20 protein-coding genes are annotated in these 23,165 nt (G+C 71.3%); 10 read left to right on the top strand and 10 right to left on the bottom strand.

Annotation, left to right across the window (positions count from 1 at the left end; genetic code table 11):
* Positions 1-129 precede the first annotated feature (129 nt).
* Positions 130-1,089, bottom strand: a complete 960-nt coding sequence (locus tag GFD30_RS10445) for an MBL fold metallo-hydrolase (RefSeq protein WP_322633138.1) — start codon at positions 1,087-1,089, stop codon at positions 130-132.
* Between the two features lie 292 nt (positions 1,090-1,381).
* Between GFD30_RS10445 and GFD30_RS10440 the strand changes: the two genes are divergently transcribed.
* Both GFD30_RS10440 and GFD30_RS10435 read left to right on the top strand, forming a co-directional pair.
* Positions 1,382-2,620, top strand: a complete 1,239-nt coding sequence (locus tag GFD30_RS10440; RefSeq protein ID WP_153025134.1) for an MFS transporter — start codon at positions 1,382-1,384, stop codon at positions 2,618-2,620.
* 47 nt (positions 2,621-2,667) lie between these two features.
* Entirely contained in the window at positions 2,668-3,585 is a 918-nt protein-coding gene (locus tag GFD30_RS10435) for an alpha/beta fold hydrolase (RefSeq protein ID WP_322633137.1), read from the top strand.
* Here GFD30_RS10435 and GFD30_RS10430 read toward each other — a convergent pair.
* Both GFD30_RS10430 and GFD30_RS10425 read right to left on the bottom strand, forming a co-directional pair.
* A complete protein-coding gene (locus GFD30_RS10430) occupies positions 3,563-3,928 on the bottom strand; it encodes a nuclear transport factor 2 family protein (RefSeq protein WP_153025133.1) in 366 nt (121 codons plus the stop codon). The two genes, GFD30_RS10435 and GFD30_RS10430, sit on opposite strands and share 23 nt — an antisense overlap.
* 200 nt (positions 3,929-4,128) lie before the next feature.
* The gene (locus GFD30_RS10425; RefSeq protein ID WP_153025132.1) at positions 4,129-4,848 is read right to left on the bottom strand and encodes an alpha-ketoglutarate-dependent dioxygenase AlkB family protein; all 720 of its coding nucleotides are present in this window, start codon (positions 4,846-4,848) and stop codon (positions 4,129-4,131) included.
* Between the two features lie 227 nt (positions 4,849-5,075).
* On the opposite strand from GFD30_RS10425, the gene GFD30_RS10420 reads away from it, so the two are divergent.
* Complete coding sequence (locus tag GFD30_RS10420) at positions 5,076-5,498, top strand: methyltransferase domain-containing protein (RefSeq protein WP_153025131.1); 423 nt, start codon at positions 5,076-5,078, stop codon at positions 5,496-5,498.
* A 110-nt stretch (positions 5,499-5,608) separates the two neighbouring features.
* Here GFD30_RS10420 and GFD30_RS10415 read toward each other — a convergent pair whose 3' ends face one another.
* The 5 genes from GFD30_RS10415 to GFD30_RS10395 all read right to left on the bottom strand — a co-directional run bounded on the left by GFD30_RS10415 (position 5,609) and on the right by GFD30_RS10395 (position 11,756).
* Entirely contained in the window at positions 5,609-6,208 is a 600-nt protein-coding gene (locus tag GFD30_RS10415; RefSeq protein WP_153025130.1) for a dihydrofolate reductase family protein, read from the bottom strand.
* On the bottom strand, positions 6,205-7,059 hold the full coding sequence (locus GFD30_RS10410; RefSeq protein ID WP_153025129.1) for a metalloregulator ArsR/SmtB family transcription factor: 855 nt from the start codon (positions 7,057-7,059) through the stop codon (positions 6,205-6,207). Before GFD30_RS10410 ends, GFD30_RS10415 begins: the two co-directional genes overlap by 4 nt.
* Positions 7,060-7,268: 209 nt before the next feature.
* Positions 7,269-8,747 (bottom strand): family 43 glycosylhydrolase, encoded by a 1,479-nt coding sequence (locus tag GFD30_RS10405; protein WP_153025128.1) that lies wholly within the window; start codon positions 8,745-8,747, stop codon positions 7,269-7,271.
* A gap of 261 nt (positions 8,748-9,008) precedes the next feature.
* Complete coding sequence (locus tag GFD30_RS10400; RefSeq protein ID WP_153025127.1) at positions 9,009-10,526, bottom strand: RICIN domain-containing protein; 1,518 nt, start codon at positions 10,524-10,526, stop codon at positions 9,009-9,011.
* A gap of 414 nt (positions 10,527-10,940) precedes the next feature.
* Positions 10,941-11,756, bottom strand: coding sequence for an NAD(P)H-binding protein (locus tag GFD30_RS10395; protein WP_153025126.1), 816 nt, complete (start codon positions 11,754-11,756; stop codon positions 10,941-10,943).
* A gap of 91 nt (positions 11,757-11,847) precedes the next feature.
* Here GFD30_RS10395 and GFD30_RS10390 point away from each other — a divergent pair, with 91 nt between their 5' ends.
* The 6 genes from GFD30_RS10390 (at position 11,848) to GFD30_RS10365 (ending at position 17,165) form a co-directional block, all read left to right on the top strand.
* Positions 11,848-12,243 carry a winged helix-turn-helix transcriptional regulator gene (locus GFD30_RS10390; RefSeq protein WP_153025125.1) on the top strand — a complete coding sequence of 132 codons (396 nt, stop codon included), beginning with the start codon at positions 11,848-11,850 and terminating at the stop codon, positions 12,241-12,243.
* A 503-nt stretch (positions 12,244-12,746) separates the two neighbouring features.
* Complete coding sequence (locus GFD30_RS10385) at positions 12,747-13,763, top strand: hypothetical protein (RefSeq protein ID WP_153025124.1); 1,017 nt, start codon at positions 12,747-12,749, stop codon at positions 13,761-13,763.
* 32 nt (positions 13,764-13,795) lie between these two features.
* Positions 13,796-14,542, top strand: a complete 747-nt coding sequence (locus tag GFD30_RS10380; protein WP_153025123.1) for an SDR family NAD(P)-dependent oxidoreductase — start codon at positions 13,796-13,798, stop codon at positions 14,540-14,542.
* Between the two features lies 1 nt (position 14,543).
* Positions 14,544-15,947 (top strand): metallophosphoesterase, encoded by a 1,404-nt coding sequence (locus GFD30_RS10375; protein WP_153025122.1) that lies wholly within the window; start codon positions 14,544-14,546, stop codon positions 15,945-15,947.
* A gap of 102 nt (positions 15,948-16,049) precedes the next feature.
* Positions 16,050-16,415 carry a nuclear transport factor 2 family protein gene (locus GFD30_RS10370; RefSeq protein WP_153025121.1) on the top strand — a complete coding sequence of 122 codons (366 nt, stop codon included), beginning with the start codon at positions 16,050-16,052 and terminating at the stop codon, positions 16,413-16,415.
* Positions 16,416-16,463: 48 nt separating this feature from the next.
* Positions 16,464-17,165: an alpha/beta fold hydrolase gene (locus tag GFD30_RS10365; RefSeq protein WP_153025120.1), complete on the top strand. Its 702-nt coding sequence runs from the start codon at positions 16,464-16,466 to the stop codon at positions 17,163-17,165.
* A gap of 55 nt (positions 17,166-17,220) precedes the next feature.
* On the opposite strand, the gene GFD30_RS10360 is transcribed toward GFD30_RS10365, so the two are convergent.
* On the bottom strand, positions 17,221-20,805 hold the full coding sequence (locus tag GFD30_RS10360) for an ATP-binding protein (RefSeq protein WP_194201919.1): 3,585 nt from the start codon (positions 20,803-20,805) through the stop codon (positions 17,221-17,223).
* A gap of 244 nt (positions 20,806-21,049) precedes the next feature.
* On the opposite strand from GFD30_RS10360, the gene GFD30_RS10355 reads away from it, so the two are divergent.
* Positions 21,050-21,712 carry a phage antirepressor KilAC domain-containing protein gene (locus GFD30_RS10355; protein WP_194201918.1) on the top strand — a complete coding sequence of 221 codons (663 nt, stop codon included), beginning with the start codon at positions 21,050-21,052 and terminating at the stop codon, positions 21,710-21,712.
* Between the two features lie 385 nt (positions 21,713-22,097).
* Here GFD30_RS10355 and rhaS read toward each other — a convergent pair whose 3' ends face one another.
* A complete protein-coding gene (gene rhaS, locus GFD30_RS10350; RefSeq protein WP_153025118.1) occupies positions 22,098-23,162 on the bottom strand; it encodes a rhamnose ABC transporter substrate-binding protein in 1,065 nt (354 codons plus the stop codon).
* Positions 23,163-23,165: the final 3 nt, after the last annotated feature.

Genomic DNA, 23,165 nt, shown 5'->3' with positions numbered 1-23,165 from the left:
ACGGGAACGGCGCGCGCCCTCGGTCGCGCGTCCCGGTTCGGCCTGCACCGCTGGTCCTAAGACCTCCGGTCCACCGCCTCGGAGGCTTCGGAGCCGCGATCCGCTCCGCCGCCGTCGGCCTGCCCCGGATCAGCCGACCTGGTACCAGATCTCGAACGCGTCGAACGTGTGGATCCCGGGCGCGCCGCCGATCGTCTTCACCGCCTGCTGCAGCTCCTGAAGCTGCTCCACCGTCATCGGCAGTGCCGCCTCGTCCGGCTGGTACGTCCATCCGCGCGGGTACGAGACGCCCGGCTGGACCGACATCTCCACATGGCAGCCGACGACGTGCGACACCGGATGCGACTCGCACCAGGCCGCCAGTCTGTCCACAGTGGACTCGAACGCGTCCCAGTCCTGGACGTACAGCCGCCCCGGATAGACGGTGTCGCCGGTCAGCAGCAGCCGCGTCCACCGGTCGTAGAAGACCGTCGCCGACGGGTGGTGGCCCGGCCCGGGGATCACGTCCACCACCCGGCCGCCCAGGTCGATCTCGCGGGGCGTGGCGGGCCAGTCGTCGAACCCGTAGTGCGCCACCACGTCCTCCAGGCCCGGACCGACCACGGTCGTGCGCGGCCGGTCGGCGAACTGGGCGTCCGCGGCCTTGTGGTCGCCGTGCCCATGCGTGTGCGCCACGAGGAGCCGGTACTTGCGGCGCGGGTGGCGCGAGAGCCACGCGTCGACGTGCTCGTCCACCGTGCGCCGCAGCGGGAAGTACTCGGGCTCGGGCGTCGCTCCGGTGTCGATCAGCAGCGCCCGCTCGTTCCCGAACAGCAGGAACATGAACGGCGCCTCGAAGTTCACCGACTTGTTCTGCCGCATGACGACCGTGTGCTCGTCGGCGGCGTGCGACTGGATCTCCGGCGCCGGGTCGTGCTTCGCCGACGGCCAGCCGGCGTGCCAGTCGACGTCCAGGTCGGGCTCGCACCCGTCCGCGTCGAACCCGATCTGCCGCGGCGGCTCGGCGGCCGCGGCGTCCATTGCTGCAGTGCTGATGGCGATCCCTCCAAGTGTCCCGGTGATGAGCGTACGACGGCGGGCTGCGGTCACGGGCGTCCCTTTCTCGCGGCGGACTCCAGCGTCGCCGACCCGGCCCCGCACCGCCTCGATCGCCCGGATGAAATGCGCCCCAACGGCTCCCGACCAAAGCGGCACCGCACGTACGACGAAGGTCGCATCCCGCCGGCCGCAGACCGACCGGCCGGCCAGTTTCTGAAATGGTTGGAAAAACCACTGGACAAACTCCGCGGCCCCCGGGGATACTTGGCCGCGGACGCTCCGGGGGCACCTCGTCTCGCCCCCGGAGACCCGTCCAGCGGAAACCACGCCGAGAGGACCCCCGTTGCCGACCACCACCGCCCCCGACCGGGCCCCGGCCGCCGGCGGAACCCGACGGCGCCGCGCCCTCGCCATCGGCGCACTCGCCCTGGGCGCCTTCGGCATCGGCCTCACCGAATTCGTCGTCGTCGGCCTCCTCGGCCCGCTCGGCGACGACCTCCGCGTCTCCGTCTCCACCGCCGGGCTCCTCGTCACCGGCTACGCCGCCTCCGTCGCGATCGGCGCCCCGATCATGACCGCCGTCGGCGCGAACCTCCCGCGCAAGACCATGCTGGTCCTCCTCATGGCCCTCTTCGTCGCCGGCAACGTCCTCGCCGCCTTCGCCACCACCTACGGCGTCCTCATGGCCGGCCGCATCGTCTCCGCCCTCTGCCACGGCACCTTCATGGGCATCGGCCCGATCATGGCCGCGAGCCTCGTCGCCCCCGAGAAGCGCTCACGCGCCATCGCGCTCATGATGACCGGCCTGACCCTCGCCACCGTCGTCGGCGTGCCCTTCGGCACCGCCGTAGGCCAGCGGTTCGGCTGGCGCTCCACGTTCTGGGCGATCGTCGTCATCGGCGCGCTCGCGCTGGCCGCGATCCTGCTGTTCGTGCCGGCCCGCCCGAACGACGCCGGCGAAGGGCTCCGCGGCGAACTCGCCGTCTTCCGGCGCCCGCAGGTGTGGCTGGTCCTGACGATCACCATGCTCGGCTGGGGCGCGGCCTACGCCGCGATCACGTTCCTGGAGCCGATCCTGACCGAGGTCGCCGGGTTCGCGACCTCCGCGGTCCCTTGGCTGATGCTCCTGTTCGGCGTGGGCCTCACCGCCGGCAACCTGCTCGGCGGACGCCTCGCCGACCGCGCGGTCATGCCCGCCCTCTACGGCACCATCACCGCGGCGACGGCCGCCCTGATCGTGTTCGCCTTCGCCGCGCACTCGCCGGTCCCGGCCGCCGTCATGGTCTTCGTGATCGGCGCCGCCGGCTTCGCCATGGTCCCGGTCCTCCAGACCCGCGTCCTGGACGCCGCCGAAGGCGCCCCGTCGCTCGCCTCCTCCGTCAACGCCTCCGCCTTCAACGTCGGCATCGCCCTCTCCGCCTGGTTCGGCGGCCTCGCCATCGACGCCGACCTCGGCCTCACCGCCCCGATCTGGATCGGCGTGGCCATGGGCGTCGCCGCCCTCGCGGTAGCCGCGGCCGCGAGCGCCGCCGCCCACCGCCGATCCGCCGCGGACCGATTCGCCGGCACCGCTCCGGGGTAATCGACCGGGCGTGCAATGCCCGATCGGGACCCGGAAGGGAGACGGACGTGGACGACACGAGGATTCGCCACCGGTACGCCGAGGTGGCGGGGAACCGGCTCCACTACCGCGAGGCCGGGAGCGCGACGGCTCCGGTGTCGCTGGTGCTGCTGCACGGGTTCCCGAGCTCGTCGCACATGTTCCGGCACGTCATGGAGCCGCTGGCCGAGACCGGCGCGCGGGTCCTGGCGCCGGACCTGCCCGGGTTCGGGCTGTCGTCGGTGCCGGGTCCGGGCGTCGAGTACGGGTTCGCGTGGCTCGCCGACGTGGTCGAGGAGTGGCTGCGCGGCCTCGGCGTCGGCCGGAAGATCCTCTACCTGCACGACTACGGCGCCCCGGTCGGCTACCACCTCGCGATGCGCGACCCCTCCAGCGTGCGGGGGCTGATCGTCCAGAACGGGAACGCCCACGAGGAGGGCCTCGGCGAGCAGTGGGACGCCAGCCGCGCCTACTGGGCGGACCCGAGCGAGGAGAACCGGGCCGCGATCGAGTCCTGGCTGCACTACGAGGGCACCCGGCACCAGTACCTGTGGGACCTCCCCGAGCGGATCGCCGAGCTGGTCCCGCCGGAGACCTGGGAGCTCGACTGGCGGGCGATCTCCCGCGACCTCGACGCGCACTGGCGCCTGTTCACCGACTACCGCTCGCACGTCGCCCGCTTCGACGCGATCCGCGACTACCACCGCGAGCACCGGCCGGAGACGCTCATCGTCTGGGGCGTCCACGACCCGTACTTCGACCTCGACGAGATCCTCGCCTACCACCGGAACCTCCCGACTGCCGAGAGCCACCTGCTCGACGCCGGGCACTACCTCCTGGAGACCCACAGCCGCGAATGCGCGGACCTGATGCGCCCCTTCGTGTCCCGGCTCGTCCAGGAGCACCGGTCGCAGGGGGCCGTCCTCAGACCGGTGACTTCTGGCTGAACGCGCAGCGCCACGAGTCGCCGCTGCGGACCCAGACGTCGCTGATCCACTCGTCGGCCCGGTACGGCTCGCCCTCCCACAGTCCGGTACTGACGCGGCGGCTCGTCACCAGCAGCGCATCGCCCACCACGACCGCGCGTTCGGGGCTCACCGCGTCCATGGTGTGGTGCGCGAGTCGGCCCGAGGCGATCCAGCCGATGAGATCGGCCTTGGGGACCGGGCCCTCCGGGCCCACGTACACCCAGTCGTCGGTCATGAACGCCGCGATCGTGCTCGCGTCGTTGCCGACCAGCGCCTGGTCGAACGCCGCCGCCACGGCCCTGACTTCGGATTCGATGGACATGCCGCCTCCAGTACGACTCGGGTCAGACGAGTGTGGCAGCGCCCTCCGACATCGAGCCGATCCAACGGATCCTCAGCCCGCGTCAGACACCCGCGCCGCGACTCGGACCGACCGGCCGAACCGGGACGGCGCTCAGCCCGCGTCAGGCGCCCGCTGCCCGAGGCCGACCCCCGAACAAGCGAACCGCTTGCCTCGCAGCCCTATTGACTCTCCTCGGTCGGCGAGTCCGCTCGCAGCGGCCGACCCGGACCGCGGGCGCCCGATCCCGTCGGCGGGGTCAGACCGGTGGCGCGCAGGGTCAGGTTGAGCCGACCGGTGAGGCCGAGCCATGCGGGGGCGGTGCCCGGCAGGATCCGGGGTACGCCGTGGAACGCGAGGCGGGACGGGCCCCCGAACACGAACAGGTCGCCGCTGTGCAGTTCCAGGTCGGTATATGGTCGTGAGCGCGATTCGGTGTTCCCGAAGCGGAAGACGCACGTGTCGCCCAGGCTGAGCGATATGACCGGGGCCTTCGACAGCTCATCCTTGTCCTGATGCATGCCCATGTGCGCCTTGGCATCGTAGAAGTTGAGCAGCGCCATGTCGTACTCGAGGCCGTCGTCCGGCACCCGGCCGAAGACGTCCTCGGTCGCCCGGCGGGCGAGCTCGCCGAGCTCGGGCGGGAACGGCTTCACCGGCGAACCGTCGTCGGCCGTCTTCGAGAAGTAGTAGGGGCGCCACTGCCAGCCGAGACCCACCACCTTGGCGGACATGACGCCGCCGCCCGGCGTCCGCACGGTGCGCATGCCCGCCGGAGGCCGGGCCCATTCGCGGCACGCCGCGACCAGTTCGCGCTGCCGCTGCTCGTCGAGCCAGTCCGGCAGCAGCACCGCACCCGGAGCGACCTCGGTACGGTCCCTCGGGAACAGCTCGCCGTCCATGCCTCCGAGCCTAACCGGGACCCCCGACATCGCCGCCGAACGAGGTGAACGCCCAGGTCACCGAGTCGTCGCGCCCGCGGACCGCCACCGGTGGCCCGCAGCACGGTGACACCGGCGATCACGGCGTCACCCGGCACGCGCCGACGGCACCGCCCGAGTCCGACGCGCGCCGTGCCGCGACGCCCATAGTCTGGAAGCCGTACCCGGGCATGGAAGGCGGTTCCAGCATGAGCGCACTCTCGCCACGTCTCGCCGCGATCGTCGAGGCCCTCCCGCTCAGGCAGGGGATCCGCGTCCTCGAGATCGGCGGCGCCCCGGGAGCAGCGGCGAAGGCGGTCGCCGAACGGATCGGCGACGGGCACATCCTGGTCATCGACCGGTCCGCCACCGGAGTCGCACAGATCCGGCGGAACGCCGCGGCCGACATCGAGTCAGGACGACTCAGCACCCGTCAGGTCGCCGCGGAGGAGTTCGAACTCCTCCCTTCGGAAGCGCCCTTCGACCTCGCCTTCGCCGTCCGCGTCGGCGCCTTGGACGGACGCCACCCCGAAGCCGGAGCGATCGCGAAGCGGCGCATCGCGGCCGCGCTCACGCCGAACGGACGACTCTTCATCGACGGCGGGAACCCGCTGCGCGAGATCGAGCTCTGAGGGCCCGAACCGCATTCGCCAGGCGTCACCGGAGCGACCCATCCGCAGCCGCCGCCGGACACGCGCAGCGCGGTGGTTCCGGCCCGGAACCACCGCGCTGCACGCGTCGACTAGCGCGCCCGGTCGTAGACCAGGGCCATCTCGCCCAGCTCGCCGGTCTCCTGATACGTCAAGGTCCACTTCGTGGACGGCAGGCCGTCCTCGAACAGCCGCCGGCCGCCGCCGGCGATCTCAGGGACGATCATGAGGTAGAGCCGGTCGATCAGGTCCGCCTCGAGCAGCGGCTTGATGACGCTCGCGCTGCTGTTGACGAGGATGTCGCCCTCGCCGCTCGCCTTGAGCTCGTTCACGACCTCCGCGGTCGGCGCGTTCACGATGCGGGTGCGTTCCCAGGGCGCCTCGGTCAGCGTGGTCGACAGGACCACCTTCTCCGCGTCCACCAGCCACCGGGCGTAGCCGCGATCGCGCGGATCGGCGTTCTCGTCGGCGGCGACATGCGGCCAGTAGCCCAGGAAGCCCTCCGCGTTGAGGCGGCCGAGCAGCGCCGTCGTCGCGTGCTCGTGCAAGCGCCGCATGTGCTCCCGTGCGACCTCGGTGGTCGCGTAGGCGACGATCGCGCCGAGGTCGCCGGGCCCGCCGGGGCCGTTGTAGCGTCCGTCGAGGGTCAGGTTCAGGTTCGCGGTCACTCTGCGACCGGTCGAGTCGTTCATTTCGTGCTCCTCGTTTCAGTAGTGGTGGTGTCGTGCGAAGCCGCGGCCACAGCCGCGGCGAGCTTGTCGAGCGTCTGGCCGAAGCCGATCTCGATGCCCGCGATGAAGTCCGCGGACTCGGTGGTGCTGTCGGTGACGCGGTAGTGGACGTCGAGGTCCGTGCCGGCGCCGGAGGCCCGAAGGTCGTAGGCCACATGGGCGGTGAAGGCGACGGTGCCGTCGGGAAGCAGCGGCGAGAGCCGGTAGACCAGGCGCTCACCGGGCCGCACCTCGTCGACGACGCCCTCGGCGCGTCCGGCGACCACGTCCGACGCGTCCGTGTCCTCGACGTCCCGGTACTCCTGGACGATCCGCGCACCGGGACGCGCGTCGAAGACGAGCTCGGAGACGCGGAGGTCCTCGGGCGTCCACCACTGCGCGAGCAGCGACGCCTCGGTCAGATGACGCCACACCAGGTCGGTGCCGCCTTCGAGCGACCGGAGGAACCGGAACGAACGGCCGTCGGCCCACCCTGGCTCCTCGGCGGCGAGCCGCTCGGCCTCGAGGGCGATGCCGTAGCGGTCGAACGTCGAACGCAGCCCCCCGATCGCATCGGCGGCGTCGGCGAGCCGGGTGAGCGCCGCCGCCAGGTCCCGGAGCGAATCGGGCCGGAGTGCGTAGATGCGGCGCTGGCCGGTGCGCTGGGAGACGGCGATCCCGGCGCGTTCGAGGTGCTGAAGGTGCTTGGTCGTCTGCGGCTGGCGCGCATCGGCGAGCCGGGCCAGGATGCCGACCGGGCGGGGCCGCTCGGCCAGGAGGTTCACGAGCCGCCAGCGGACCGGGTCGGCCAGCGCTGCGAGGATGTCGTCCATGACGAAAGTATTCCACGAGACGAATATTCGTGTCAAGGAATATGTGGCCGCGTTTTCTCCGGCTCGTTCTGCGATGGGAGGCTTGCGGCCTTGACCTGGGCTCACGCAGGTGCGGGCGGCCCTGCCGGATGCGGTCGGCGTCCTCCGCTGAACGGCGAAAGGCCCCCTCGCGATACGAGGGGGCCCTGTGTGTCGGACTCAGTGCGTGATCACTCGCCCGAGGGCGCCGCGATGACGACTCCGTTCGGCAGCGGGGTGCCGAAGTTCGGGGTGCCGTTCGGGTTCCAGGTGATGGGCTGGACGCGGGTCTCGCGGGTCGAACCGCAGCCTTGGCTGGAGGTCCGGTTGCCGTGGTAGACCAGCCATTCCTCGGTGCCGTCGGGGGAGGTGAAGAAGCCGTTGTGGCCGGGGCCGAAGACGCCGCCGCCCTGCTGGAGGACCGGCGTCGAGGTCTTGGTCCACGACGACGCCGACAGCGGGTTGGAGCCGGTCAGCTCCAGCAGCCCGAGCTTGTAGTCCGGGGTGTTGCAGGAGGAGGCGGAGTAGGTCACGAAGGTGCGGCCGTTGTGCTGGAGGACCGCCGGGGCCTCGTTCGTCCGGCCGCCCTGGATCTCCCAGCTGTAGGTGGGCCGGGAGATGGTGACGTGCGAGCCGGTCACGGTCCACGGGTTCGACATCGCGGCGATCCGGATCGACTGGTCGGCGCCGACCCACTCCGACCACATGAGGTACAGCTGGCCGTTGACCTGCAGGTACGAGCCGTCGATGTTCCACTGGTTGGGGAGCGGCGTCGCCATGAACTCGTACGGCCCCATCGGGGTCGAGGAGGTGGATCGGAGGACGTGGAGCTTCTGGCCGTCGAAGTTCGTCTGCGAGTTCCCCGAGGTGTACATGAGGTACCAGGTCCCGTTGATGCGGTGGAACTCCGGCGCCCAGTGCGAGCAGCAGCGGCTCGCGTTGCCGGCGTCGTTCCAGACCACGGTGTCCGAGGCCGTCTTGAGGCCGTTCAGCGTCGTCGAGCGGCGCATGATCACAGTGGAGTCCCACGTGGTGGTGGACATGTAGTAGTACCCGTTCCAGTACTCGATCCACGGGTCGGCGCCGTTGGAGCGCAGCGGGTTCGAGACCGTGGGCTCCCCGGAGGCGGGGACGGCGGCGAGGCGCCACTTCTGGGCGTTCAGGCCGTTGTAGGTGTACTGCGAGATGCGGGCGCCGGCGGTCGTGGACCACTCCCACAGGTCGAGCGCCTTGCCGGAGTGGCGGTTGATGAAGCTGAAGGTGCCGTCGGCGTGCTCGGTGACCGACCACTGCTGGTTGGTGCCGCCGAGGTCGGTCCACTGGGCGATCGTGGCGCCGTCGGCGGTGCTCCGCTCGTACACCTCGATGACCTGGTTCGAGTGGCGGGCCAGGATCTTGTAGTAGCCGCTCCCGACGGAGACGAACTGGAACTGCTGGCAGGTGCACTGGTTCGGCGTGTACTGGTTGAGCAGGGCGCCCGCGGTGGTCGAGGCGTTCTGGACGTCGAGCGCGAGGCCCGAGTGGGCGCTCGTGACGGTGAACCAGGTGCCGGTCGGGATCGCGGCCTTGGCGGGCTTCGCGGTCGCGATCGACAGTCCGAAGGCCGCGAGGGCGGCTATGAGGGCGAATGCGACGAACGCGCGTGCGCGTGTGAGGGTCGTGCTGGACATGGTGCGCTCCAAGCGGAGTGATGTTCGGTGTGAGGGAGGGGCGCACCGGTGGGGGTGCGCCCCGGATGCAGCCGGGGTCGGCTGCCGTTCAGGCGGGCGGCCGGGCCGCGACGGTGGTCGCGGCCCGGCGCCGGCTCCCGACTCCGGTCGAGTCCGGGTCTCCGGCTTTCGACCGCGGTCGGGATCGCGTCGGGGATCCTCAACCGCTGTCGAGTCCGGGCTTCCGGTGCTCGACCGCCGTCGAGGCCGTACGTCTGGTTCTCAACTGCCGTCGAGGACGGGCCAGCCCGACGAGTTCCATTGGATCTGTTCGATATCGAGGGCGAAGCCGCCGTTCGATCCGTAGGCGTGGTACGCCATCAATCCCCTGTGGATCGACTGGCCTCCGGCGGCGACGTTGCTGCCGTAGGCGCCGAGGACGACGGTGCCGCCGCCGTTGCGCATGTCCACGCCCGCGGCGTCGAGGAACGGACCGGTCGGCGAGGTCGAGCGGCCGACCGTGATCTTGTAGGTCGAGCTCGCCCCGGCGCAGCAGGTGCCGATCGAGGTGAACAGGTAGTAGTAGCCGTTGCGGTACATCATCGACGGGCCTTCGATGCCGCCGCCCTTGGTGGCCAGGCGGATCGGGGTCGCTCCGGCCTTGGGTTTGCCGGAGGGCCAGTCGAGTTCGATGGTGTGGATGCCCTGCTGCCAGGATCCGAAGACCATCCAGTGCCTGCCGGAGGCGTCGACGATGATGTTCGCGTCGATCGCGTTGTAGGCGTTGCCGTTGTAGGACTGGAGGACGACGCCCTTGTCGGTCCAGCCGAAGCCGGGCGCGGACGGGTCGAGGGTCGGGCTGGTGGCCAGGCCGATCGCCGAGCGCTGGGACCCGAACGTCGAGACCGAGTAATAGAGGTAGTACAGGCCCTGGCCGGCGTCGTAGTGGATCTCTGGCGCCCAGACGTTCTCGACTCCGGGGATCTGCTGCCTGGTCCATGCGGGCTTGGTGCTCCACATGTAGCCGGCGTGCTGCCAGGTCTGCCCGCCGTTGGTGGAGCGCAGGATCGGGACGTTGCCGTCGCTGAAGCGGATGTCGCCGGTGGCGTAGACGAACCACGGCTGGCCGGCGCATCCGGCCCACAGAGCCGGGTCGTGGGCGCCCAGGCTGCCGCTCAGGTTCGGCGGCTGGGCGGGGGTGCACTCCGACGGGTTGCCGGTGGTCGGCGGATCGGTCGGGTTCGCGCCGGCCGGCGTGAGGCGCCACTGCTGGTTCGCGGCGCCCGTGGGGTCGTACTGCGAGATGCGGGCGCCGGGCGAGGTCGAGTGCTCCCACACGTCGAGGCTCTTGGCGGAGAAGCGGTTCGTGAAGGTGTAGTAGTCGCCGCTCGCGGTCGCCTGCCACTGCTGGTTGGTGCCGTTCAGGTCTGTCCACTGCGCGATCGTGGCGCCGTTGTCGGCGTTCCACTCGTAGACGTCGAGCACGAGGTTCGAGTGGCGGGCCTGGATGCGGTAGTAGCCGCCGCCGGCGTCGATGAACCGGAACTGCTGGCTGGTCGCGCCCGTGGGGGTCTGCTGGACCAGCCGCGCGCCCGTCGCCGTGGAGGCGCCTTCGACGCCGAGCACGAGCCCGGAGTGGCGGGAGGTGATGGTGTACCAGGTGCCGGTCGTGATGGCGGCCTGGGCGTTCGCGGTGACGAGCATGAACGTCGCCGCCGTGGTCAGCGCCGCGACGAGCACGGCGAGCACCGCCGTGAGGCGGCGCCTCCTTCGCTTGCGGCCAAGGGTCTCGGATTGCATGGTCGGCCTCCTCTGCCCCTCCTCACTGAGGGGCGGTCGGGAGCCGAGAGCGGTGCCGGGTGCTCTCGGCGATCATGGACTGGTGAATCGGGATATTTGCGAATATCGATGGACTTGACACGTAGCCTAGCCGAGTATTACCGATAACACAACGGGGGATCACAACGTTGTAGAAAATTCCCCGCTCGCGCCGGTCCCCAGACGGTCGGCCCCGATGCGACGGCCGCCCGCCGAGTCGGCACTCGGCGGGCGGCAGCGTGTCAGGCGGCAGGTGGCAGGTGGCATGGTGTCGGACGGCCGGGGTCTCGGCGGTGGCGGGCCCACAGGTCGCGAAACGCGCCGGCCCCGGTGATCGCCGGCCGCCCGTGCGATCACGTAGAGCCGGCGGATGAGACGCCCGTCGCGGTGCGGGTGTCAGCGGAACGCGGCGGCGTTCCGCCTCGCCCAGTCCGCGAACGGGGTCGCGGGCCGGCCGAGGAGGCGTTCGACCTCGGGGCTGATCCGCTGCTCGGCCGCATTCGGGCTGCCCATGACGTCGAGGGAGCCCTCGACGACGTCGGCGGGCCAGAACGCGAGGAGCTGCTCGAACGCCTCTTCGCGGGTCTGCTCGACGAACGCGACCGGCTCGCCGATCGCCGCGCCGATCGCCGCGGCCTGCCCGCGCGGAGACACGAGTTCCGGCCCGCTCAGCATGTAGGCGCGGCCGTCGTGGCCGTCCTCGGTGAGCACTGCGGCGGCGACCTCGGCGATGTCGAGCGGGTCGATCAGCGGCAGCCCGACGTCGCCGAACGGCGCGGTGATCTCGCGCCGCTTCCGGACGGGGTCGGCCCACAGGAACGCGTTGCTGTCGAAGCCGCCGGGGCGAAGGATGGTCCAGTCGAACCCGCTTGCGGTGAGGGCGTTCTCGTACGCCTGGGTCTCGGGGCTCGGCCTGGTCGCGGCGCGCTCGGAGGAGAGGAGGACGACCCGGCCGATGCCGGCCGCCTCGGCGGCCTTGAGCACGGGCGCGATGTCGATCCCGTGGTCGCGGGTGAGCAGGAAGAGCCGGTCGGCGCCGGCGAAGGCGGCGTCGAGCGTCTCGGGCAGCGCGAGGTCGGCCCGGCGGTGGGCGACGCCGGCCGTGAAGCCGGCTTCGCCGCGGGATACGGCGGTCACCGGTGCTCCCTTGGCGACCAGCGCTTCGACGAGCGGGCGTCCGACGTTTCCCGTGGCTCCGGTGATGACGATCATTTCGGGTTCCTTTCGTGGTGGCGAGTGCAGAACCCAAGGTAGGAGCGAAACTTACTTCTGGGAAGGGCGTACCTCGAGGTAAGCTCATGACATGCCGGAAGGAAAACAGGCCGTCGTATGGGGACCGCCGGACGGGAGTGAGGTCTTTCACTCCAACTGCCCCGCAAGGCAGGTGCTCGACCACATCACCAGCCGCTGGGGCATCTGGGTCCTGCTCGCCCTGCGCGAGAGCGACCTCCGCTTCTTCGAACTGCGCGAGCGCATCGAGGGCATCAGCGAGAAGATGCTGTCCCAGACGCTGCGCACCCTCGTGCGCGACGGCCTCGTCTGGCGGCAGGTCGAACCGTCGACCCCGCCGAAGGTCACTTACGGCCTCAACGAGGTCGGACGCGGCACCAGCGAGCGCCTCGTGGACATGTTCGACTGGATCAAGCACAACGCCGAAGACATCTGCGTCAACCAGAACGAATTCGACGGCGCCGCCTGAGCCGCACTTTGGTCGGGAGTCGTTGCAGCGCACCATCTCGACCGTTCATAAGCGGCGCGCCGCGTCGAGCCGCCTGAGCGGCCGGACTAAGGGGAACCGACCACCCCAATGGCATCTGCCGCGTTTCGAGCCGAACGAGCCCGCTACGAGCGTGAACCGTTGCCTGCCCGAACCGGCCCCGGGCCCTCCTCCAAATCGCCCCGCGTGTGAACGTCCCGGCCCGCGAATCGGTCCTGCTCGGCGGCGGTGACGGCCCCGAGATCCAGGTCGCCCGCACTTGAGCGAGCCGGCTCAGAACCCGGCCTGTTCGAGCCGTAGAGCGCCCTTATTGTCGCCCGAACGGCACTGTTGACCCGGGGGCGCTCGGGAGCGCCGTCCCATGCGTCATGCCCGCGATTCGAGTCCCGCGCCCGACGAAAGTATCGGCTGGTCGATACCGGCGCCGCACTTCCGGATACCGGCGGCCGATGCGCCGCAACGGCATCCGCTCATACCGTCGGAACATGGACCACACCGCGCCCGCACCACCCGCTCCCCGGGCCGCCGTTCGCCGCCTCGCACCCGCGTTCGCCCTCGTGCTCCTCGCGCCCGTGTGCGCCGAGATGCTCTCCGGATACGACGTCACCACCGGCGACCCGGCCGGCATCCTCGCCACCATCCTCTTCGGAGCCGCCCTGTACGGCGCCCCGGCGCTCCTCATCCGGGAGACCGCCCGCCGCGCGGGCCTCGGATGGCCCGGGGTCCTGCTCCTCGCGGCCGCGCTCGGCATCGTCCAGGCCGGCATCATCGACCAGTCGCTGTTCTCCACCGGCTACCGCGGCATCGACTATTGGGACGACATGACCGTCCCCACCTGGATCGACCCGCTCGGCATCAGCGCCGCCGCGGCGCTGACCTTCGTCGGAGGGCACGTCCTGTGGAGCTTCACCGCCCCCATCGTCCTCGTCGAGGCGATCGACGCCCCTGGGAGGCAACGCCCCTGGCTCCGCGTCCCCGGCCTCGCAGCCACCTCGCTGCTCTACTTCGCCGCCGGCGCGATGGTCCTCAGGGACCATCTCAGGAGCGAAAGCGACCACGCCTCCCCGGCGCAGCTCGCCGGCGCCGCAGCCGCGGCCGCGGTCCTGATCGCCCTCGCGTTCATGTCGGCCCGTCGGCCGCCCCGCAGCACCGACCGGCGCGTACCGCCGCCCGCGGTCCTCATCCCCGCCACGGCCGCCGCCCTCTTCGCCGCGTCCGTGTCGCCCACCTGGACCGGGTTCGCCGTCGCCGCCGCGCTGGTCCTCGCCGGCGGGGCCGCGATCGCGCACTGGTCCCGCTCCCGGCGATGGAGCCGCCGCCACGACGTCGCGCTCGCCGCGGGCGCGCTTCTCGCCGTCGTCCTCCCCAGCTTCCTCACCGACCCCCTCGGGGAGACCGACCCGGTCGCGAAATACGGCCACAATCTCGCCATGACCGCACTCGTCGCCGCCCTCTCCTGGTGGGCGATGCGCCGTGCGGCGGCGCTCGCTCCACCGCGCTAGAGTCGGCCCGGAACCGACCGAAGGAGCACCGAATGGCACGCACCGCAGTGGTCAGCGGCGGCGGCACCGGCATCGGCCTCGCCGTCGCCGAACGCCTTGCCGCCCAAGGCGACGACGTGATCCTCGTCGGCCGCCGCGAGGACGTCCTCGCCGGCGCCGCGGAGCGGATCGGCGAGCGCGCCTCGTTCTGCGCCGCCGACCTCGAGACCGTCGAAGGCGCCCACGACGTCCTCCAGCACGCCTCCGAACGCGCCGGCCGCATCGACGTGATCGCCGCCGTCGCGGGCGGCAACGTCGCCGCCAAAGCCCCCGAGGACCTCCCCAAGGGACTCGAGCGCACCTCCTGGTCCTGGACCGCGAACCTGCGCCTCAACGTGATGACCGCCGTCCACCTCGTCGAGGGGCTCAAGCCGATCCTCAACGACGGCGGCCGCATCCTCCTGTTCAGCTCCATCGCCGCGTTCCGGGGCTCCGGCAGCGGCAGCTACGGCGCCTCCAAGGCCGCCATGCACCCGTACGCGGTCGACCTCTCCGCCGAGCTCGGCGCCCGGGGCATCACCGCGAACGTCATCGCGCCCGGGTACATCGAGGACACCGAGTTCTTCGGCACCGCGATGACCGAGCAGCGGCGCACCATGCTCATCGGCCAGACGCACAATCAGCGGCCCGGCAGGCCCGACGACGTCGCCGCCCTCGCGGCCTGGCTCGCCTCGCCCGAGGCCGGGCACGTCACCGCCCAGATCATCCAGGCCAACGGCGGCGCCCTGGCGGGGCGCTGACGTGGCCGCACTGTGGTCGATCGTCCCGGACATCGCGATCCCGGTCGGCTTCACCGTCCTGCACGCCTACCTGTGGCTGCGGCTGTTCCGCGACACCACCCGCCGGGGGTCGCCCTGGCGCCGCGTCGGCGCGGTGGTCCTCGCGGTCCTCGGCGCGGCCGGGATGCTCGCCCAGTGGTTCTCGCCGTCCGTCCACGCTCCATTGTGGTTCCAGGAGGCGGTCGGCTGGCCGGGCTGGATCTGGTTCGGCATCATGATGTACCTGTCGGGAGTCCTGATCCTGTCGGAGCCGGTGCGATGGTTCCTTCTGCGCCGCAAGAAGAGCGAGCGCGCCGAGCGCACGGAGCCGCGCGGGCCGTCCGACGCCGGCGATGCGCCTGCGGCGGCAGGGCCGGCCGGCTCCGGAAACGCGCCCGCGGCGGCAGGGTCGGCGCGGCCGGAGCAGGCCCCCAGGCAGGTCGAAGCCGCCGGAGCCGACGAGCGGAAGGGCGGCCTGGCCGGCAAGGCCGCCGGCCTCGCGCGCAGGGCGGTGGCCGAACCCGGCGACGGTGATATGTCACATGGCACGGGCCTGTCCCGCCGCATGGTCGTCTCGCGGGCGATCGGGCTCGGCGCGACGGCCGTCGCGCTCGGCACCGTCGGCCACGGCCTCTACGAGGGCTACCGCACGCCGCAGTTGAAGGCCGTGACCGTGACGCTGCCGCGCCTCGACCGCGCGTTCGACGGCTACCGCATCGCGATCGTCGGCGACACCCACTTCTCGGCGATCCGCGGCCGCGGCTACTGCGAGCGCGTCGTGGAGCGCATCAACGGCGCCCAGGCCGACCTCATCGCGTTCGTCGGCGACCTCGCGAGCAACGAGGCCGACCAGATCCGCGACGCCACCGACCCCCTCGCGTGCCTCGCCGCCCGCGACGGCGCGTTCTTCGTCGCCGGGAACGCCGAGCACTACGTGGGCGCCGACGCCTGGTACGAGCGCGTCGAGGAGCTCGGCATGACCGGCCTGCCGAACACGCGCGTCGAGCTCCCCGGCTTCGACCTCGCCGGCGTCAACGACCTCATCGTCGAGCAGCGCGACATGCACGACATCGAGACCGGCCCCGACTTCGAAGCGGCCCTGGGCGACCGCGACCCCTCCCGCCCGGTCGTCCTCCTCGCCCACCAGCCCGCCGCCGTCGACCGCATCGCCGGCTACGGCGTCGACCTCCAGCTCTCCGGCCACACCCACGGCGGCCAGATGTGGCCCGTCCACTACCTCTCCCGGCTCCGCAGCGGCCAGCTCGACGGCCTCGAGACCCACGGCGGCACCCAGGTGTACGTCACGAACGGTGCCGGCACCAACGGCCCCCCGATCCGGGTGGGCGCCGACGCCGACATCACCGTGATGACCCTCCGCGCCGCCTGAACCGGCGCCGTCTGAACCAGCGCGGTCTGAACCCGGCCGTTCGACCCGTGAACGCCGGCCGCGGCGGGTACGTTCGTCCGCGACGACGAAGGGATCAGTGTCATGTCGCAGAACACCGACACCGTCGACCGGTACCTGGACGGGTTCCGCAGGAGCGACCACGAGCAGATCCTCGCCTGCCTGACCGACGACATCGAGTGGACCGTCTACGGGGCCTTCCGCCTGACCGGCAAGTCCGCGTACGACGCCGCCATCGAGGGGCCCGGCTTCATCGGGCCGCCGCGGCTCGACGTGGTCCGCATGGTCGAGCAGGACGACGTGGTCATGGCCGAACTGACCGGCACCGCCACGCGCGACAACGGCGAGGAGATGCGCATGTCGATGGCCGAGGTCTTCGTGATGCGAGACGGCCTCATCTGCGAGCGCCGCGCGTGGGTCGTCGAGCTGAAGGAGAACGACTTCCGCTGACGACCGAACCGGTCCGGGCTGTCGGTCCCGGCCGCTAGGGTCTGGGGCATGGACATCATTCTCATCCCCGGATTCTGGCTCGACGCGTCCTCTTGGGACGACATCACTCCCGCGCTGGAGAAGGCCGGGCACCGGACCCACCCGCTGACGCTGCCCGGCATGGAGTCCGCCGACGCGGACCGCTCCGGCATCGGCCTGCGCGACCACATCGACTACGTGGTCGGGGAGGTCGACAAGCTCGACGGCCCGGTCGTCCTCGTCGGCCACTCCGGCGGCGGCGCGGTCGCCCACGCCGTCGCCGACGCCCGCCCCGACCGCATCGCCCGCGTCGTCTACGTCGACTCGGCCCCCCTCGGCCCCGGCGGCGTCATCAACGACGAGCTCCCGGTCGTCGACGGCGAGATCCCCCTGCCCGACTGGAACGTGTTCGAGGACGAGGACCTCGTCGACCTCACCCCAGAACTCCGCGACGCCTTCCGCGCCCGCGCCGTCCCCACCCCCAAGGGCGTCGCCTTCGACAAGCAGGTCCTCTCGGACGACCGCCGCTTCGACGTCCCCGTCACCGTCATCTGCTGCGAGTTCTCCAGCGCCATGGTCCGCGCCTGGGTCGAGCAGGACATCCCCTTCGCCAAGGAGCTCGCCGCCGTCAAGGACACCGCCTACATCGACCTCCCCACCGGCCACTGGCCCCAGCTCACCAAGCCGGCGGAGCTCGCGGACGCGATCGTCTCGGCGGTCGGCAAGGCCTGACGACAGCGACCGCGTTTCGGCGCCGGCGGCTCCTCCGCTGCCGGCGGCGCCGAGGTCACTCGCGCTGCTCCCCGAGCCTCGCGTCCCGGTACTCGGCGGCGATCCGCGAGAACGCCTCGAGCCCATCGACCTCGAGCCCGGGGCAGGCGGCGAGGAAGGACAGGTCCTCGATGAAGTCCAACGCCGCGGCGGCGGTCGGACCCGACAGCAGCACCGCATCGAGGGCGGTCGCCGCTTCCTCCGTCCGACCGAGCACCAGGAGGTAGACGACCAGGCTGAACCGATCCTGGACGTCCTCGGGATCAGACTCCGTCAGCGCGAGATCGACTGCGGCCAGCAGGTCGGCCATGCCCTCCGCTTCGCGCCGAACAGACTTGAGCACGATCGCCTTCAAGAACCGGTACCAGTGATTGGAGGGGTCCAGAGCCAGTGCCCGGTCGAGGTCGGCGATCGCCGCCTCCGCGTTCCCCATCAGGTGATGCACCGCGCTGCGCTGTGACAGGTTCCAGACGTCGTCGGGGGCGAGCGCGACGGCCCGATCGAGATCGGCGAGTGCGGGCTCGAGGTCGCCGAGCTGACGGTTGACCTCGCCGCGGTAGGCGAGGGCCGGCTCGTTGTCGGGGAGCAGCCGGACGGCGTTTCCGAACGCGGTCCGCGCCTCCTCGTAACGCCCCAGGCCACGTAGGGCTCTCCCGCGAAGCAGGTGCGTCCACGCGTCGTCGGAGTCGATGCGGACGGCTCGTTCGAAGTCGCGGAGGCCCAGGTCGTGCCGTTCCATCGCGATGTACGTCAAGCCTCGCTGGCACAGCGCCGCGTCCCGGTCGGGAGCCGAACCGATCGCGCGGTCGAGGTCGGCCAGGGCCTCCTCGTGGCGCCCCATGACCCTGAGCGTCGCTCCGCGCTCCATGAGGTCCCAGTACGGATCCGGCGCGAGCTCCAATGCGCGACCGAAGTCGGTTAGCGCCTCCTCGTAGCGCCCGAGGGAACGGTAGGCCAGCGCCCGCTGGGTGATCCTCCAGTCGTTCGCGGGGTCGAGTTCGATGGCGCGGTCGAAGTCGGCGAGTGCTTCTCGGTGGCGTCCGAGGACCTGGAGGGTCTTCGCCCGCTGCATGATCGTCCAGCCGTCCGCGGGATTGAGCTCGATCGCGCGGTCGAAGTCGGCGAGCGCCGCCTCCTGCCGGTCGGTGTCGCGGAGCACCGCCCCTCGCTGCGAGAGCGCCCACTGGTAGTCCGGGTCGAGCTCGATCGCACGACCGAAGCCGGCGATCGCCTGTTCATGCCTGTCCAACGCGCGACAGGTCGCCGCCCGCTCCGCGATCACCCACTCATTGTCGGGGTTGAGTTCGATCGCCCGGTCGAGGTCGGCGAGCGCTTCCTCGTACCGGCTCAGGGACCGGTATGCGCTCCCTCGCAGCGCATACGTCCATGACTGGTCGCCGTCGATCGCGATCGCCCGGCCGAAGTCGGCGAACGCCTCGTCGTGGCGTCCCATGAGGTGGCGGGTGTATCCGCGCTCCGCGAAACCGCCTTCGTCCGCCGGGTCGAGTTCGATGGCGCGGTCGAGGTCGGCGAGCGACTCCTCGTACCGCTCCGCGAGCTGGAAGGTGACTCCGCGCAGTCGGAAATTGGCGGCCTCGGCGGGGTCTAGCGCTATGGCGCGGCCGAGATCGGCGAGCGACTCCTCGTACCGTCCGGCGATCTGGTAGGTGATGCCGCGCTGTGCGTAGTACCAGTCGTTCTCGGGTTCGAGTTCGATGGCCCGGCCGAGGTCGGCGAAGGCTTCCTCGTCGCGGCCCATCAGCCGGTAGGTGACGCCCCGCTGCGCGAACGCCTGCGCCGAGGACTGGTCGAGATCGATCGATCGAGTGAGGTCGGCGACCGCGTCGTCGTACCGGCGCATGGCCTGGAAGGTGAGGCCCCGCCAACGATGGAACCGCGGCTGCTCCGGCCGCAGTTCCAGTGCCCGGTCGAGGTCGGCGATCGACTGCTCGTACCGTTTCCGGCTGCGATGCGAGTCCCCTCTCACCGCGAGGGCGTTCGCGAGGTGCTCGGAGCCGAGCTCGCCGCTGTCGATGAGCGCGGTGAGGAACGCCGAATCGTCGTCCTGGTCCTTCAGAAGATCGGTGAGTCGTCCTCCCCAGGAGCGCAGCCGCTCGGCGCCGGCGGCGCTTCCGGCTTCGCTGAGCATGGCCGACCACCGGCGAGCCAGGGCGACGCTCGCTTCGGCGGCCTCGACCGCCTTTTCGAGCGCGTGCGGCAGCGCGGCCCCCGGTGCGGCGCACAGCCGGTGGTACGTCTCCTCCAGGGCGAGCGCCTGCCAGTCCGGATCGGACCATCGCAGGCCGTCCGCGAGCCCGAGTGCGGCCTGCTCCGCGGCGAAGTGCGCGGCGAGCGCCAGGTGCTGGTCGCGCCACCGCTGGGGCGAGGTGATGCGGGCCAGCCGCAGCATCGGATCGCGGACGGCGTCGTGGTAGCGCCAGTGGTCGGTGGTGCGGGAGACGAACGGCAGGCGCCGGAGCCAGTCGAACAGCTCGTCGGCGTCGCTCGCGTCGGGCATGGCGCGCAAGACGTCGCGGTTGAACCGGCGGGGGAGGGCGGCGGCCTTCGCGAGGTCGCGCCGGTGATCGTCGGGCTCCCACTTGAGGAACCGCTCGACCGCGTCCTCGCTCGGGTCGGGGATCGCGCCCGGGTCCCGGGGGTTGCTCTCGGCGAGCGTCGCCAGCCACATGGGGACGCTCCCGGAGAGCGGCAGGATCACCTTGACGACCGCTTCGTCGGTGACGCCGCGCTGCGTGAGGAAGTCGCGGGCCTCCGCTTCTGTGAACGGTTCGAGCGGGTGGGATGCGATGAGACTGCGCAGCGGGGACCAGCGGTTGTCCGCGAGGGCGAGCTGACCGGCGATCGCGGTCACGACCTCGGCCGAGAGCCCGCCGAACTTGCCGGTGAAGAGGTCGAGGAGCCAGCTCTCCAGATACGGTGCGGTGCGCTCGAACGTGTCGAAGAACAGCACCACCGGCCGCTCCGCCGCGAGGCGGTCGACCGAACCGACGAACGAGCGGGTCAGGACCTCGATCGGCGCCAGCAGCAGATCGATGTCCGACTTCTTGCCGAACCGCTGCACCAAATAGGCGCGGAACCGGTTGGCCTGCGCCGCCACCGCGTCCGGGTCGACGAACTCGGCGACGGCGCCGGCGACCGGGACCGACTTCGCCAGCGCGACCCCCGCGCGGACCGTCGTCGTCGTGATCATGTCCCCAAGGGGCGCATTCGGGTCGCTCTCGAGCTCGCGGCGGCGCTGGCGGTAGGTCGCGAGCTGCGCCTCGAACTCGGTGAGGCGCGCGCCCTGCCCGCTGAGATCGGCGGCGAGCGCGGACATGGTCTCGACGATGTCGAAGTAGTCCTCGTTCACGAGCGCGCAGGCGGCGCCCTCGGCTTGCGCGATGCGCCGGAACTGCTGGAGGAGGAACGACTTGCCGACTCCCGCGATGCCGTGGATGTTCACGATGAAGCGGCGTCCGGGGTCCGTGGCCGGGAGGCGGAGGTTGTGCCTGAACTCCGCGATCCGCGAGTCCCGGCCCACGAACGTGTCCTGCTGCCGCAGCCGGAGGATGTCCTGCAGGCTCGGTGCCGCGCCGTCCAAGATGATCACTCCTGCGGGGCGATGGGGGACAGTGAAGGTCGCCTTCAAGAGTAGGGCGGCGCCGCCGCTCGGAGCCGCCTTCGAACAGGCGGCCGGGAGGGCGGAACTTGCCCGCTGAACTGCGGGAACCGGTGCCTCCGGAGGTCCCGGAAATGTCGTACCCAGCACATATGATCGAAGGGATCGGATCGCAGGACAGCCCTTGGAAGCCGCCAAGGGCGCACTCCCGAGAACGGAGCCGAACATGCTCGAATCCGCCCCCGTTCAGCAGCCCGCCGCCGCAGACGCGCGGGACGCCATGCCGCACCTCGGATACCGCGCCTGGCAGCGCTACCAGGACGCCGCGCAGACCGCCGTCGTCCTCCGCGGGATCGCCGCCGACGTCGCCGTCGCGCCCGTGCCGGTCGCCGACCCGGAAGACCTCGACGAGATCGAAGTGGCGCGCCGGTACCTGGCCGCGCTCGAAGCCAAGCGGCGCTTGCAGATCAAGCTCGCCGACCTCGCGCCGGCCGCCGCCTCGTGGGAGGTCCTCGCCTCCGGGCGCGGCGACTACTCGGTCGGTGACGCCGCGAAGATCCTCTCCCGGGACCCGTCGATCGAGATCGGACAGAACCGCCTCTTCGCCGCGCTCGCCGACATCGGCTGGACCTACCGCCAGCGGAGCGACAACGGCTGGCGCGTCTACCAGTCCGCGATCGCGGCCGGGCGCCTCTCCGAGATCCCCCAGTCCCACACGCACCCGCGGACGGGCGAGCGGATCGTCGATCCGCCGCAGATCCGCGTCACCGCGAAGGGCCTCGCAGAGCTGCGCGAACGGCTCGGCGGCGGCCGCACCGAAGTGCTCGTGGAACTCCCGCGCCGGGTCCCCGGTGCGGCGCTCGCGGAGATCGAGGCCGCCCGCGAGTGAACCCCGGTGCAGGGCGGCCGCGGAAGCGGCCGCCCTGACACGCGCTCCCGGGGAGCTCGGCGTCGGCGACGCGCCGAGATCGAAGCGGCGGCACCGGAACTCGCGATCCCGGCCGGGCACCGTCCCGGACGCCTCGCGGTAGGTGCAGCTCCACTTCTGCGAGTGCCGAGCACGGCCCTCGCCGAGATCAGCCCGTCCGCGTGCAACACGGGAACCGCGCCGGCAGACGCCGTGAGCGCCTTCGTGTCCGGCGGCTCAGGGGGACTGTCGTACCCGTCCGGCATCGTTGTCTCGGGGCGGCTCGTTCGCCCCGTCCTCCGCAGCCTGCCTGAGAACCGCCCCTTGGCCGGGCGGCCGCTTCCGCGGTCGCCCGGCGGCGGGACGGTCAGAAGTCGAAGTCGTCGATGTTGTCCGCGTTGAAGCGCGTCGGCGGGCCGAGCGTCACCACGCCGTCGGCGCCCACGGTGTACTCGCCGAGGTCGCCGGCGGTGAAGACCTCGCCTTCCGCGCCGGTGATGATGCCCGACGCGGCGGCCGCGCCCGTGTACGCGGCCAGCTCGCCCAGCGCGGTCGGGTCCCAGAGCGCGAACTCGGTGACCGTGCCGTCCTGGACGAACTCCCGCATCTGGTTCGGCGTGCCGAGCCCGGTCAGCGCCACCTGCCCCTTGTACTCCGAACCGGAGAGGTACCGGGCCGCCGCGGCGATGCCGACGGTGGTGGGGGAGATGATCGCCTTGAGGTCCGGGTGGGCCTGGAGCAGGCCCTGCGTCTCGGAGAACGACTTCTCGTCCTCGTCGTCGCCGTACACGACGTCGACCAGCTCCATGTCCGCGTAGCTCGTGTTCGACTCGAGCTCGGCCTCCATGACGTCGATCCACGCGTTCTGGTTGGTGGCGTTGGCCGTCGCCGACAGGATCGCGATCTCTCCGGTCGCGTCGATCTGCTCGGCGGCCATCTCCAGCAGCGCGAGCCCGACTTCGGCGCTGTCGACCTGCGACACGAACAGGTCCCGGCACGCCGGATCCACATCGGAGTCGAACGTGACGACGACCGTGCCGCCCGCGCGGGCCTGCTCCAGGGAGGAGCACAGCGCGTTCGGGTCGTTGGCGGACAGCAGGAGCACGTCGGTGGCCTGCTGGCTGAGCGTGTCGATATAGCTGACCTGCGACGACGCCGATGCGTCGGACGGCCCGGTGTACTCGAACTCGCCGCCGAGGGCGTTCACGGCCGCTTCGGCGCCGGCGCTGGACGCCTCGAAGTACGGGTTGTTCACCGACTTCGGGAGCATCGCGTAGGTCAGGCCGGTCTCGAAGTCGGCGTTCGGGTCGGCGCTGGCGCCGCCGGCGGGGCCGCCGCCGTCGTCCTCGCCCTGGGTGGTGCCGCCGCACGCGGCGAGCATGGCGGCGGCCAGGACGGGGGTGGTCAGCAGGGTGAGGCGTCTGCGGTTCATGGG

This window comes from Glycomyces albidus, from assembly GCF_009451885.1.
Lineage (GTDB): Bacteria > Actinomycetota > Actinomycetes > Mycobacteriales > Micromonosporaceae > Glycomyces > Glycomyces albidus.
Note: the sequence above shows the minus strand (reverse complement) of the source record. Positions and strands in the feature narration are given on the sequence as shown.

Bases quoted from the DNA above. Each gene is read 5' to 3' on its own strand.
- GFD30_RS10380 (WP_153025123.1), top strand. From the start codon at position 13,796: ATGGCACGCACCGCAGTGGTCAGCGGCGGCGGCACCGGCATCGGCCTC.
- GFD30_RS10415 (WP_153025130.1), bottom strand. From the start codon at position 6,208: ATGAACGACTCGACCGGTCGCAGAGTGACCGCGAACCTGAACCTGACC.
- GFD30_RS10420 (WP_153025131.1), top strand. From the start codon at position 5,076: ATGAGCGCACTCTCGCCACGTCTCGCCGCGATCGTCGAGGCCCTCCCG.
- GFD30_RS10395 (WP_153025126.1), bottom strand. From the start codon at position 11,756: ATGATCGTCATCACCGGAGCCACGGGAAACGTCGGACGCCCGCTCGTC.
- rhaS (WP_153025118.1), bottom strand. From the start codon at position 23,162: ATGAACCGCAGACGCCTCACCCTGCTGACCACCCCCGTCCTGGCCGCC.
- GFD30_RS10390 (WP_153025125.1), top strand. From the start codon at position 11,848: ATGCCGGAAGGAAAACAGGCCGTCGTATGGGGACCGCCGGACGGGAGT.
- GFD30_RS10405 (WP_153025128.1), bottom strand. From the start codon at position 8,747: ATGTCCAGCACGACCCTCACACGCGCACGCGCGTTCGTCGCATTCGCC.
- GFD30_RS10425 (WP_153025132.1), bottom strand. From the start codon at position 4,848: ATGGACGGCGAGCTGTTCCCGAGGGACCGTACCGAGGTCGCTCCGGGT.
- GFD30_RS10430 (WP_153025133.1), bottom strand. From the start codon at position 3,928: ATGTCCATCGAATCCGAAGTCAGGGCCGTGGCGGCGGCGTTCGACCAG.
- GFD30_RS10355 (WP_194201918.1), top strand. From the start codon at position 21,050: ATGCTCGAATCCGCCCCCGTTCAGCAGCCCGCCGCCGCAGACGCGCGG.
- GFD30_RS10410 (WP_153025129.1), bottom strand. From the start codon at position 7,059: ATGGACGACATCCTCGCAGCGCTGGCCGACCCGGTCCGCTGGCGGCTC.
- GFD30_RS10385 (WP_153025124.1), top strand. From the start codon at position 12,747: ATGGACCACACCGCGCCCGCACCACCCGCTCCCCGGGCCGCCGTTCGC.
- GFD30_RS10365 (WP_153025120.1), top strand. From the start codon at position 16,464: ATGGACATCATTCTCATCCCCGGATTCTGGCTCGACGCGTCCTCTTGG.
- GFD30_RS10400 (WP_153025127.1), bottom strand. From the start codon at position 10,526: ATGCAATCCGAGACCCTTGGCCGCAAGCGAAGGAGGCGCCGCCTCACG.
- GFD30_RS10370 (WP_153025121.1), top strand. From the start codon at position 16,050: ATGTCGCAGAACACCGACACCGTCGACCGGTACCTGGACGGGTTCCGC.